Raw genomic sequence first — 12,702 nt, 5'->3', positions numbered from 1 at the left:
ATCCGTATCAATCAGTCTTTTTTCTCTTCCTTAGCCTTGGCTGCAGCGGCTTTTGCCTGCTCTTCGCGCTTCTTGGCGGCAGCCTTGTTGGCATCGGCAATCGTCGTGGCGACTTCTTCCATCGTGTAAGCCTCGATGATGTCGCCTTCCTTGAAGTCGCGGAAGTTGACCACCGAGATGCCGCACTCATAGCCTGCGTTGACTTCCTTGACCTCATCCTTGAAGCGGCGCAGCGAGTCGATCTCGCCATCGAAAATCTCGATGTTGTCGCGGATGATGCGGATCTTGGAATTGTTGCAGATCTTGCCTTCGAGTACGTAGGAGCCTGCTACGACGGCCTTCGAGAACTTCATGACCTGACGAATCTCGACGCGGCCCTGAATGACTTCCTTGTACTTCGGCTTCAGCATGCCGCTCATGGCATCCTTGACGTCGTTGATGGCATCGTAGATGACGCGGTACGTGCGGATATCGATGTTCTCCGTGTCCGCGAGTTTGCGGGCATTGGCATCCGGGCGGACGTTGAACGCGATAATCAGGGCGTTGGAAGCCGAGGCCAGCATGACATCGGACTCATTGACGGCGCCGACGCCCGAATGGACGATGGAGACGCGGACTTCATCGTTCTTGTTGAGCTTTAAGAGCGAGCTCGACAGAGCCTCGACGGAGCCCTGAACATCGGCCTTGATGACAATATTGAGGTCCTTGATGTCGCCTTCCTGAATCTGATGGAAGAGGTCGTCAAGCGAGACCTTCTTGCTCTTGATGAGGTTGTTGCGCTGGCGCTCGATGCGTGCTTCGGCAATCGAACGGGCCTGCTTCTCCTCGAGCACGGCGAGGATATCGCCGGCTTCCGGCACATCGTTGAGGCCGAGGATCTCGACTGGTACGGACGGGCCGGCTTTCTTGACGTTCTCGCCGCGGTCGTTGACCATGGCGCGGATCTTGCCGTACGTCGTGCCGCAGACAACGGAGTCGCCAATGCGCAGCGTACCGTTCTGAACGAGGACCGTGGCGACAGGGCCGCGGCCTTTATCGAGCTTGGCCTCGACGATGACGCCGCGGGCATCGCGGTTCGGGTTGGCCTTGAGCTCTTTGACCTCGGCAACGAGCAGAATCATCTCCAGGAGGTCGTCAATGCCGATCTGCTTCTTCGCCGAAACTGGCACCATGATCGTGTCTCCGCCGTATTCCTCCGGCACGAGACCCTGCTCCATGAGTTCCTGCTTGACGTGGTCCGGATTGGCACCCGGCTTATCGATCTTGTTGATGGCAACGATGATCGGCACGCCAGCCGATTTTGCGTGGTGGATTGCTTCAATCGTCTGCGGCATGACGCCATCGTCGGCAGCGACGACAAGGACGGCGATATCCGTGATCTGGGCGCCGCGGGCACGCATGGCCGTGAATGCCTCATGACCCGGCGTGTCGAGGAAGACGATTTTCTTGCCCTTGCAGTTGACCTGATAAGCACCGATGTGCTGCGTGATGCCGCCGGCCTCATGCGTCTGGACGTGCGTATTGCGGATGCAGTCGAGAAGCGACGTCTTGCCGTGGTCGACATGGCCCATGACCGTGACGACTGGCGGGCGGAGCTTCAGCGATTTCGGGTCATCCTCGATTTCCGGAATTTCCGTCGGGTCTACCTCTGGCGGCAGTTCCTCACACGTCACGCCGAATTCCGAAGCGACGAGAGCAGCCGTATCGAAGTCGATTTCCTGATTGATGGTCGCCATGACGCCCATCATGAAGAGCTTCTTGACGACTTCGGCAGCCGTGTAGCTCATCTTGGAAGCGAGGTCCTTGACGGCAATCGTCTCCGGCAGCTTGATGTGCTTCGGATGCGCGATTTCGACCTTCGGTGCCTGCTGGCGCTTATTGTTGCGGCCCTTGCCGCGGCGGTCATTGCGTCCGCCGAAGCGGTTGCTGCGGTCATTGCGGCTGTTATTGCGCTCATTGCGGCCATTGCGGCGGTCGTTGCGGCTGTTATTGCCGCCATTATTGCCATTGCGGCCGTTATTGCGGTCACTGCGGTTATTATTGCCGCCATTGCCGTTATTGCCGTTATTGTTGTTGCTGTGAGCCGGACGGTTTGCAGAAGCGGCAGCACGATTGTTATTGCCGTTGTTGCCATTGTTATTGCGGCTGTCGCGGTTATCGCGGTTATTGTGTGCAGCCTCATGGCGGTGTGCATTATTGCCGTTATTGCCATTATTATTGTTGTTATTGGCATTCGGCTTTACGGCCTGTGTCTTTTCAGCCGGCTTCTGGGCCGTCTTTTTCTCGGCCGGATTAGCTGCTGCATGGGCAGCCGGTGCCTGCGGCTTGCTTTCTTTGGCCTTGCCGCCCTTATTGCTCAGGGCATTCTTGACGGCCGTGCGCTCTTCTTCGCCGACACCTGAGAAATTATTCGTGGCCTTGAATTTATTGCGTTTGAGGATATCGAGAATTACTTTGCTATCCGTGTTGAACTCTTTGGCGAGCTCAAAAACTCTGTATTTGGACATTAATCCACCCCCGGTTATTATTTCATACTCATGGCTCCTTCATCAACTCGCACAGTTTTTTCGCGAAACCTTCATCGAGAAGTGCTGCGACTGCGCGGTACTCCTTGCCGAGGCACTGACCGAGCATGGCACGGTCAAGCCCCTCAAGATAGGGAACCTTGTATCGATCTGCTAAGATCTGGTAATTTTTCTTGGATTCTGCAGAAGCATCTGCCGCCATCAGGACGAGCACGGCCTGACGGGCCTTCAGAGCCTGCTCCACCGCAAACGCACCGGAGACAATCCGGCGTGCGCGCTGGGCCATGCTCAAAAGATTCATGATGCGCTGCTCTTTGGTAACAGCCATATGTCAGCCCTCATCTTTGCCCCCGAACAATTCCTGTTCGAGGAGATCGTAGACAGAAGCCTCAATCGGCGCTTTGAACGAACGCTCGAGGCCGTGGCTTTTCTTGGCCTTGTCAAAGCATTCGCGCTGGCGGCAGATGTACGCGCCGCGGCCCGGCTTCTTGCCCGTGAAATCCACGGAATACTCGCCTTCGGGGCTGCGCACGATGCGCACCATATCTTTTTTTGGATGGCTTTCCTGGCAGCCCAGGCAAAGCCGCTGTGGGATCTTCTTTACCTTCATGATTCCACCTTATTCCACCTCAGCCGTGAAGGACTCATCCCCCGTGACTTCGACTTCATGCATGTTTTCATCGAGCTCTTCGTCAGCAGCCTGCGACTCGCTCTTGATGTCAATCTTCCAGCCCGTGAGCTTGGCGGCGAGGCGGGCGTTCTGACCTTCCTTGCCGATGGCAAGCGAGAGCTGATAGTCCGGCACGACGACGCGCGAAACTTTTTCGGCTTCGTTGACGGCGACGGAAACAACTTTGGCAGGGCTCAGGGCGTTGGCAATGAACTTCGCCGGATCCTCGCTCCATTTGACGATATCGATTTTCTCGCTGCCGAGTTCATCGACAATCGACTGGACGCGCATGCCGCGATGGCCGACGCAGGAGCCGACCGGATCGACATTTTCGTCTTTCGAGTAGACGGCAATCTTCGAGCGGTTGCCCGGCTCGCGGGCGACGGACTTGATCTCGACAATGCCTTCCTGAATCTCTGGCACTTCGAGCTCAAACAGGCGCTTTAAGAGACCCGGATGCGTGCGCGAAACGACGATCTGCGGTCCCTTGTTCGTCTTTTTGACTTCGACGACATATGCCTTGATGCGGTCGCCATGCTGATACGTCTCCGTCGGGATCTGTTCAGCCGGCGTCAGCACGGCTTCCGTCTTGCCGAGGTCGATGTAGACGTTGTGGTTCTCGACGCGTTCGACAAGGCCCGTGAGGATGTCGCCTTCACGGCTCATGAATTCCTCATAGATGATGCCGCGCTCTGCCTCGCGGATGCGCTGTACGACGACCTGTTTTGCCGTCTGCGCAGCGATGCGGCCGAAGTTGGCCGGCGTGACCTCGATTTCGATGACGTCACCGACTTCATAGTCCGGCTTAATCGTGCGGGCCTGTGCGAGCGAAATCTCCGTGATCTCGTCAACAGGATCCTCGACGACCGTCTTGATTGCATAGACGTGATAAGCGCCCGTTTCTCTGGAAAGCGTGACGCGGACATTCTGTGCCGAGCCAAAATTGCGCTTATAGGCCGAGATCAGGGCAGCCTCGATGGCCTCGAAGAGCACTTCTTCGTCAATGCCCTTCTCCTTGCCGAGTTCCCTAAGCGTCGTCAGGAATTCCTGACCATTATCTTTCGCTTTCGTCGTTTTTCTTGCCAAAGTTATATCCTCCCAAATGAACGGGGGCAAGCCCCTTTATTTATAATGTTAGAAATCGATGTGCAGGCGGATCTGCGCGGCGTCCTTTAAAGGAATCTTGTCCGCACCGTCAAGTTCGATGGCCTCGCCGTCAAAGCCCGTGAGCTCGCCCACGATGAGCTTTTTGCCGTCGCGCGGCGCGTAGAGCGTCACGTCGACCTTCTTGCCCTGCTCGCGCGCAAAGTCGCGCGGCTTGCGCAGAATGCGGTCAATGCCCGGTGACGAAACCTCCAAAATATACGAATCCGGCACGACGTCGCGCTTGTCAAGCTCTTCCTCAAGCTTTTCGCTCAATGCCTGACAATCCTCGATGTCAATGCCGCCTTCCTTATCGATATAGACGCGCAGATACCAGTCATGCTCCTTGACGTACTCGACATCGACGAATTCAATCGTGTCCTGTCCCTTAAGCAGCTCCTGTACAATTGCCTCTACGGCATCTTCGACCTGCTGTTTAGCCATACATCCACCCCCAAGTTTAGTCTCTGGGACAACTGTCCCATTCCCTTTCGCACATAAGATTAAAGAGTGGGCTTGCACCCACTCTTCATAAAACAACCTTAAATTAACTATTTCATGATAACATAAAAGATACGGCTTGTAAATGGCATCGCGAAAAAAGTCACATCTTTTCCGTTTTCTGCGTTTTTTGCGCCCTATTTGCCTTTTTCGGCAGACTGCGGCTCCAGAAGAAGTAGCAGACGGCCGTGATGACGATGACGGCCGTGCTGACCGCGCCGTACATGAAGGCGTAGCCAAAATGCGCGGCCACGATGGCAAGAAACGCTGCCGCAAGGCCCACGCTGATGTCAAGGAACCAGAAATACGTGGCCGTCGCGACGCCGGCACGCGAAGACGGCGCGCGCTGCACGGCAAGCGTCTGGAAAGCCGGGGAAAGCGCGCCAAAGCCGATGCCGAGCACGGCAGCAGAGCCTAAGAGCCCCACAAGCGTCTCAACCTGACTGAAGAAAATCATGCCCAAAGCGAAAAAGACAAAGCCCGGATAGACCGTCCAGTCCGGCCCCTTCTCGTCGAAGAGACGGCCGATAATCGGGCGCGTCAGGATGATGACAAAGGCAAACACCATGAAGAAAATACTCGTCTCCGCCTGCAGGCCAAGGCTTTTGGCGTAAAGCGGGATAAAGGTCAGCACGCCGCCGTAGGCGAAAAAGACGAGGCCGCCTAAAAAGGCCGGTGCCAGAGAGCGCGGTTCGATGAAATCCGTCAGATGAAAGCCCTTTTTGTGGCGCGGCACGGGACTTATGACGTCAGGCGGCAGTTTTTTGGCGTTGGCCGCAAAAAAAGTCAGCACGGCAAGGCCCGTCACAAAGAGGAAAAGAGCCGTGCCGCCAAAATTGCCGATGAGCAGAAGACCGACTAAGGGGCCTACAACCATTGCAAGATTCGTTGACATGGCAAAATAGCCGATGCCCTCGCCCTTGCGCGAAGCCGGCAGTATGAGCGCGGCCATGGCCGCAGCGGCCGTCGTCGCGATGGCAAAAATGCAGCCGTGCAGCAGGCGCAGCGCGTAGATGGACTGCAGAGAGTGCAGCCAGTTGAAAGCGAGCATCACGAGGAAAAAGGCAATGGTCGCAAAAAACATCAGGCGCTGCTTGTTGACGGCGTCGATGAGCTTGCCCGCGAACGGCCGGCAGGAGACCGCGCCAATCTGGAAGGCCGTCATGGCCATGCCGGCCTCCATATCCCCGCCGCCCAGGGTATCCATGATGAAAATCGGCAGGGCCGCGACCATGATGTACTGGGACATGAAGAGGAACAGGTTGCTCCCTCCCATGCCCAAAAATTCCGGCGTCCATAATTTTTCTCTCTGCATGCAATCTTCCTTCCTAAATATATAGCAATATAGCGTGTTTTTTATTTCTCTATTTTTATTTTCTCAATGTCTCTACATAAATATCTATTATAGGCCTTTGAACATATTTATCAAGCGATACAGCAGGAATATCCGGCTGTTCCCACGAATCAATCAGATAGTGACTACAAAAGGGAGGCATCTATATATGGATGTTCGAAAGACTTATACCGCAGCATCTTCGCGCTACGACAAAATGGAATACCCGCACTGCGGGCAGAGCGGACTTTGCCTGCCCAGACTCGCTCTGGGGTTCTGGCATAATTTTGGCGATACGGCGGCTTATGACAATATGCGCGCTCTCTGTACGACGGCCTTTGACCACGGCATTACGTATTTTGACCTCGCAAACAATTACGGGCCGGCTTACGGCAGTGCCGAAGAAAATTTTGGCAGGCTCTATGACGACCTCTTCCGCCCCTACCGCGACGAGCTCGTCATCGCGACGAAGGCAGGCTACGATATGTGGCCGGGGCCGTACGGCAACTGGGGCAGCCGCAAGTATTTAATCGCAAGCCTTGACCAGAGCCTCAAACGCATGCATCTCGACTATGTCGATATTTTCTACCATCACCGCATGGACCCGCATACACCGCTTGAAGAGACGATGGGCGCACTCGGCCAGATTGTCAGGAGCGGCAAGGCGCTTTATGTCGGTCTCTCCAATTACGACGGGCCGACACTCGAAAAGGCCACGGCCATTCTGCGGGAGCTCAAAGTGCCTTTTATCGTCAATCAGAACCGCTATTCGATTTTCGACCGCACGATTGAGGCAAACGGCCTCAAAAAGACGTCGGCTGCCCTCGGCCTCGGCATTGTCGCGTTCAGCCCGCTCTGTCAGGGCCTCCTGACAAATCGTTATCTGCACGGCATCCCCGAGGACAGCCGCATTCACCGCGACGGCCGTTTCCTCAAGGAAAAATCCCTGACGCCCGAAAAGCTCACGGCCATCCGCGCGCTAAATGAAATTGCCGAAAAGCGCGGTCAGACGCTTGCCGAAATGGCTTTGGCCTGGGACCTCAAGGACGATGACATCACGACCGTCCTCATCGGTGCCTCGAAGCCTGCGCAGATTCTCGACAACATCAAGGCCATCGAAAACACCGCGTTCAGCGAAGAGGAACTTTCCCTCATCAATAAGATTTCCCTCGCCCCCGGCGTGCAGGGCCTGATTCGCTGAATATCCGAACATACGAAACATACGAAAATCCGAAAAATCATGTCTGAAAAAAGCAGCTCCGTCATTTGACGAAGCTGTTTTTGCTTACAGATTTTTTTCGAGCTTAGCCAGAATCCGTTTCAAATCTTCGCGCTCGCGGGCACTCAGTCCCTCCAGCAGTTCAAGATTGGCCTTTTGGTCGAGGGCCGAGAGCTCCTCAATGAGCTGCCGTCCCTTTTTCGTCGTAAACAGCAGCATATTGCGCCTGTCATCGGGGTCCGGGCAGCGTTCGATAAAATCCTTTTTGCTCAGATGCGCCACCAGTGTCTTGATGGTATTTTGATTTTTCTCGAGCTTTTTGGCAAGGTCCTTCTGACAGAAATTCTCCTGCTCGTGCTCCTCGATGGTCTTGAGTGCGCTCCACTGCTCCACCGTGATGCCGTAGGCCGTAAACATTTCGTCGATGCGGTAGTGGATTTTGCGGGCCACGCGGCAGATGGCGTAGCCAAGCATTTTATCTAAAATCATGCGTGCCTGCCTTATTTCTTCAGATAGCCGTCAAAAAAGTCCGTGATGATGTCGAGGACTTCTTGCTGATTCCAGTAAATGCCGCCATGGGCCGCCCCTTCGACGAGATAGCGCTTCGACGGAATGCCCTCTTTCTGCAGAGCCTGGAACAAAAGGTCCGTCTGACTCGGCGAGACGACCGTATCGGCCGTGCCGTGCATCAAAAGCATCGGCGCGCTGTTCTTCGTGATGTAGTGAATCGGATTGGCCTTTTCCGCAGCTTCGCGGCTTTCTAGAATGCCGCCGTCCTTGCCGCCAAAGACAGGCGAACCGTTGACCCAGAGGGCTTCCGTCGCCCCGGCCGACGCATGCGCCTTCCTGACATTTTCATCGTAGTCGTCGCCAATGCGCGTGAGGTCCGAAAGGCCGTAGAGGTCGACCGCAGCCTTAACCGAGCTGTCGACACCCAGGTTCTCCCCCTTGTCAAATGTCTTCGTGCCGCTCGTCGTGCCGGCCATGGCCGTGAGGTAGCCGCCCGCGCTGCCGCCGACAATGCCGACGCGGTCGGGGTCAATGCCGAACTTATCCGCATTGGCCTTGAGGTAGCGGATGGACGCCTTGACATCTTCGAGGGGCTCCGGGAAACGCGCCGTCGGCGCCACGCGGTATTCGATGGACGAAACGACATAGCCGGACTCGGCAAGATGCATGCGCAGCTGCAGACCGTTATCCTTATTGGCATTGATGAAGCCGCCGCCCGTCACAAAAACGATGGCCGGCAGTTTTTCCTTGCTTTTTGGCTGCAGAATATCCATCTTCATCGCGACATTCGGATAGCCGCGCATCGGCACCTGCTCGTAGACGACATTCGAAATCTCGTTAATCAGCGGCGTCTTGACGTCGACTTTCAGACGTTCGCTCTGTACTTTATTGGGCAGATTCGCCGTGGACGAGTCGACATTGACTTTCGCGGCAGGAGCCGGTGCCGCGAACCCCTGCCCGCCCGTCACCAGGCAGCCGAGCAGAGCCAGCGAAAACATGCGCGACATCCATTTCTTTTTTCCCTTCATACAATATGCACCTCATTTTTATTTTCTCTACAGGATCCGAAATAATACGCTAACGTATCGTTCATGGGTTTTAGTATAATACGATATCGTATCATTGTCAAATCCCTGCAAAAAAAGACTCCCGCACGATACATCACCGTACGAGGGTCTTCAGCAAATCATAGTATCAAAATATCAAAGCCCAAAGGCATAGCCTGTCAGGGCCATCGAGCCGAGATTGCGCACGTTGTTGAATACGTACGGCTTTTCGCCCCTGCTCGCCCCCAGGATATAGAGGAGCGGCAGATAATGGTCGGGCGTCGGCGCGGCGTACGAAGCGTCGGGATGCTGATGATAGAAAATGACTTTCTCATCATCGCGTTTTTCGACGGCCTCTTTGATATACGCGTCAAAGCGGTCCGCAGCAGCCGAGCCCTGGGGATTTTCCCACTCGACTTCGCGCAGATTGTGCACGACATTGCCGCTGCCCATGACGAGATAGCCTTTGCCGCGCAGCACGGCGAGCTTTTCGCCGAGGGCATACGACTCTTCGTCGCTCAAAAGGCCGTTGACGGAGAGCTGCACGACGGGAATGTCGGCCTGCGGGAAAATATGGACGAGCACGCTCCATGTGCCGTGGTCAATGCCCCAGCTGTCATCGACTTCGACAGCATCGCCGAGAATGTTCTGCACTTCTTTCGTAAGCTCTGCCGAGCCCGAAGGCTCATACTTCAGCTGATAGAGTTCCTCTGGAAAACCGTACATATCGTAGACCTGACGCGGCTTTGCCGCACTCTGCACAAGCGTGCCGCGCGTGTACCAATGCGCCGAAATCATCAGAATAGCCTTCGGGCGGCCAAATTTTTCCAGAACGGCCTGACCTAGTTTTCCATATGTCTCCGTCAGTTCATTATGGTCTAAGGCAATCATCGGACTGCCGTGGCCGACAAAAATCGCTGGCATTCTCTTCATCGCGTATCTCCCCTTTATTTTTCATAAAAGTATATTTTTTGTACTTACTCTCTTGTCTATATTATAAGGATACGTTACAATAATGACAAGAACGATATTTTTCGCGACTAAGTATGAAATACTTGCGTATTGCTGTAATATCAGGAACAAGCAAACAGCCAAAAGTCCAAGATACTGGCACATTGAGAGAATAATGGGGGAACCATCATGACAAAACAGGCAACACAGACAAAAGAGCTCTTTGGCGTCTGCCCCTTTGTAACCTCGCAGAAAATCCTGCAGGGCAAATGGGCCATCCTCGTACTGCATGAACTCAGTCAGGGCACGCGCCGCTTCAATGAACTCGAACGCGAGCTGCAGATCACGCACGCCACGCTGTCATCCCAGCTCAAATACCTCGAACGCGAGGGCATCGTGAGCCGTACGGTCTATCCCGAAGTCCCGCCGCGCGTCGAGTACAGCCTGACAGAAATTGGGCAGCGATTCGCCCCCGTCCTCGCCAGCATCCGCGACTGGGGCAATGCCTACATCGACTATCTGCATGCCAACCGTCACTAATGGACAGGGATTGACACGGACGCTCGCTTGATTATAAAGATAAAGACAATAAAATTGATAATCTTTCTGTTTTGGAGTTTTGTACAAAAGATTTGTGCAGGGCTCCAAAATTTTAATTTTTTGACTTTTTACCATCGACTTTTTGACTAATCGGAGTATAATATAGTTATACGAAAAAAACGAACAAGAAACAGCGCTGCTTCCCCTTCGCTTCTTTCGCAAAGCTTTGATTTTATCTGTTTTGCGTGTAAGGAGTTGACTGGTGATGACTAAGGTAACAAATCACATCGTTCACAGCCTCGCGAGGAAAGAGGTTGAGGCCCTTGTCGACCACATCATGACGGAACATGATCCAGAGGACCGCAAAAAAACGTTGACGCGTCTTTCTTATCTGCTTGAGCATTTGTTTGGTGACCTTTTTGAGAAAGAATCGTTTGAAGACGCACGCCGCCTGATTGCAGAGGACGGCAAGTGGATGCATTTTGTCAACCAGGCTTTGGATACGCTCAATCCGAACATTGTCAAAACGGCCGTCATGGACCTCGGCTTTGAGTCGGGCTTCTACGGTCTGCGCGCCCGCAACGCTGCCAAGGAAAAATACCACTGCAATATTCCGTGGGCCATCCTGTTCGACCCGACGAGTGCCTGCAATATGCACTGTGTCGGCTGCTGGGCTGCAGAATACGGCCATACGCTGAACCTTTCGTACGATACGATGAATAAAATTGTCACGGAAGGCAAAGAGCTCGGCTGCCACTTCTACCTGATGACGGGCGGCGAACCGCTCGTACGCAAGCATGATATCATCCGCCTCTGCCGCGAGCATCCGGACTGCGAGTTCCACGCCTTCACGAACGGCACCTTGATTGATGAAGATTTCTGCAAAGAGGTCACGGAAGTCGGCAACCTGAGTTTCTCCATCAGTATCGAGGGCTTCCGCGAAGTCAACGACAGCCGCCGCGGCAAGGGCGACTTCGACAAAGTCATGCACGCCATGGACCTCTTGCGCGAACACGGCATCGTCTTCGGCACGTCCATCTGCTATACGAGCAAGAACATCGCCACCGTCACGTCGGATAAATTCCTTGACATGCTCATCGACAAAGGTGCCTGGTTCACCTGGTACTTCCACTACATGCCCGTTGGCAATGACGCCTCGCTCGACCTGCTGCCGACGCCGGAACAGCGCGCCTACATGGTGCACCGCGTCCGCGAAATCCGCAGCGTCAAGGGCGGCAAACCAATTTTTGCCATGGACTTCCAGAACGACGGCCAGTTCATCGATGGCTGCGTAGCCGGTGCGCGCGAATACTGCCACATCAACCCGAACGGCGATGTCGAGCCGTGTGTCTTCATCCACTATTCGAGTGCCAACATCAAGGACAAGAGCCTGCTCGAATGCCTGCAGCAGCCGCTTTTCCGCGAATATCAGCAGAAACAGCCGTTCAACACGAACCATCTGCGCCCCTGCCCGATGCTCGAAAACCCGCAGTTTCTTGCTGCTATGGTCGCAAAGAGCGGTGCCAAATCGACAGACCTCCAGTCGCCGGAATCGGCCCTGCACCTCTGCGCAAAGTGCCAGGCCTACGCCAAAGCATGGCAGCCTGAGGCCGACAAACTCTGGGATGAGATTGAAGAGAAAAAGGCTCAGGAAAAAAATGAAAAAGAAGCCGAAGAATCGCTCAGCAATTGAGCAATTCAACAAAAAGCCAGCTTCTGGATTCTGCATGAACAGATTCCGAAAGCTGGCTTTTTTCATTTCTTACTATTATATAGGGTCGATTCTATCGATTTGTCACTCACGCCCAGACAAGCTTCATAAGCTCCGGATAATCTTCCTCAAGCTCTTTCAGCAAAACACTGAACATCGTGTAGACGAGATCGCCGTCCACCGTGTCTTCACCGCAGAGAATGCAGGTATCGAGTACGATATTTTCTTCATCGTCAAGATAATACTTGCACGTCTTGTACTTCTTGTTGTACGCGTTGAGCTGTTCTAACAGTTCCTCACGCTTTCCTTCATGTACAGCATGCGGTACTATGAGAATGCGAATCATCGCATAGATGCTCGTATCGAGGATGACAGCTACCGGCAGGCGGCTGCCGCTAATTTCTGCAAAGGAGCGAAAAACGGCCGTCTCATAGGCATCGTCCGGGATTTCCTCAAGCTGGAATGCATGCGGATGCTTTTCTTCCACATAGGCTTTGAATGCTTCTGCTTTTTTGTTCATAGAATACTCCTTTTCTCCTATAACATCCTGCTC

The 12,702-nt window shown here is 54.2% G+C and carries 13 protein-coding genes; 3 read left to right on the top strand and 10 right to left on the bottom strand.

Going from position 1 to position 12,702, the window contains the following annotated elements:
• Positions 1-11 precede the first annotated feature (11 nt).
• The 6 genes from infB to ACE419_RS03550 form a co-directional block, all read right to left on the bottom strand.
• Positions 12-2,507 (bottom strand): translation initiation factor IF-2, encoded by a 2,496-nt coding sequence (gene infB, locus ACE419_RS03575; RefSeq protein ID WP_435721033.1) that lies wholly within the window; start codon positions 2,505-2,507, stop codon positions 12-14.
• A 28-nt stretch (positions 2,508-2,535) separates the two neighbouring features.
• Positions 2,536-2,853 carry a L7Ae/L30e/S12e/Gadd45 family ribosomal protein gene (locus ACE419_RS03570; RefSeq protein ID WP_435721032.1) on the bottom strand — a complete coding sequence of 106 codons (318 nt, stop codon included), beginning with the start codon at positions 2,851-2,853 and terminating at the stop codon, positions 2,536-2,538.
• Between the two features lie 3 nt (positions 2,854-2,856).
• The gene (gene rnpM, locus ACE419_RS03565; RefSeq protein WP_432647579.1) at positions 2,857-3,135 is read right to left on the bottom strand and encodes an RNase P modulator RnpM; all 279 of its coding nucleotides are present in this window, start codon (positions 3,133-3,135) and stop codon (positions 2,857-2,859) included.
• A gap of 9 nt (positions 3,136-3,144) precedes the next feature.
• A complete protein-coding gene (gene nusA, locus ACE419_RS03560; RefSeq protein WP_435721031.1) occupies positions 3,145-4,281 on the bottom strand; it encodes a transcription termination factor NusA in 1,137 nt (378 codons plus the stop codon).
• A 48-nt stretch (positions 4,282-4,329) separates the two neighbouring features.
• Positions 4,330-4,782 (bottom strand): ribosome maturation factor RimP, encoded by a 453-nt coding sequence (gene rimP / locus ACE419_RS03555; RefSeq protein ID WP_432647082.1) that lies wholly within the window; start codon positions 4,780-4,782, stop codon positions 4,330-4,332.
• Between the two features lie 160 nt (positions 4,783-4,942).
• On the bottom strand, positions 4,943-6,154 hold the full coding sequence (locus tag ACE419_RS03550; RefSeq protein WP_432647081.1) for an MFS transporter: 1,212 nt from the start codon (positions 6,152-6,154) through the stop codon (positions 4,943-4,945).
• Positions 6,155-6,341: 187 nt separating this feature from the next.
• On the opposite strand from ACE419_RS03550, the gene ACE419_RS03545 reads away from it, so the two are divergent.
• Positions 6,342-7,373 carry an aldo/keto reductase gene (locus ACE419_RS03545; RefSeq protein WP_435721030.1) on the top strand — a complete coding sequence of 344 codons (1,032 nt, stop codon included), beginning with the start codon at positions 6,342-6,344 and terminating at the stop codon, positions 7,371-7,373.
• An 84-nt stretch (positions 7,374-7,457) separates the two neighbouring features.
• Here ACE419_RS03545 and ACE419_RS03540 read toward each other — a convergent pair whose 3' ends face one another.
• From ACE419_RS03540 to ygiD, 3 genes are all read right to left on the bottom strand, one after another.
• Entirely contained in the window at positions 7,458-7,880 is a 423-nt protein-coding gene (locus ACE419_RS03540; RefSeq protein WP_435721029.1) for a MarR family winged helix-turn-helix transcriptional regulator, read from the bottom strand.
• Between the two features lie 11 nt (positions 7,881-7,891).
• Complete coding sequence (locus ACE419_RS03535; protein WP_435721028.1) at positions 7,892-8,929, bottom strand: alpha/beta hydrolase fold domain-containing protein; 1,038 nt, start codon at positions 8,927-8,929, stop codon at positions 7,892-7,894.
• Positions 8,930-9,103: 174 nt separating this feature from the next.
• A complete protein-coding gene (ygiD, locus tag ACE419_RS03530; RefSeq protein ID WP_435721027.1) occupies positions 9,104-9,880 on the bottom strand; it encodes a 4,5-DOPA-extradiol-dioxygenase in 777 nt (258 codons plus the stop codon).
• Positions 9,881-10,087: 207 nt separating this feature from the next.
• Between ygiD and ACE419_RS03525 the strand changes: the two genes are divergently transcribed.
• Together ACE419_RS03525 and ACE419_RS03520 are read left to right on the top strand one after the other, a co-directional pair.
• Complete coding sequence (locus ACE419_RS03525) at positions 10,088-10,438, top strand: winged helix-turn-helix transcriptional regulator (RefSeq protein ID WP_432647076.1); 351 nt, start codon at positions 10,088-10,090, stop codon at positions 10,436-10,438.
• A gap of 265 nt (positions 10,439-10,703) precedes the next feature.
• On the top strand, positions 10,704-12,131 hold the full coding sequence (locus tag ACE419_RS03520; protein ID WP_435721026.1) for a radical SAM protein: 1,428 nt from the start codon (positions 10,704-10,706) through the stop codon (positions 12,129-12,131).
• A 106-nt stretch (positions 12,132-12,237) separates the two neighbouring features.
• Here the strand turns inward: ACE419_RS03520 and ACE419_RS03515 are convergent, their stop codons facing one another.
• Entirely contained in the window at positions 12,238-12,669 is a 432-nt protein-coding gene (locus tag ACE419_RS03515) for a YbjN domain-containing protein (RefSeq protein ID WP_435721025.1), read from the bottom strand.
• Positions 12,670-12,702 lie beyond the last annotated feature (33 nt).

Origin of the sequence: Mitsuokella apri, from assembly GCF_047974105.1 — a bacterium.
Lineage (GTDB): Bacteria > Bacillota > Negativicutes > Selenomonadales > Selenomonadaceae > Mitsuokella.
This window is presented reverse-complemented; position numbering and strand designations above follow the sequence as displayed.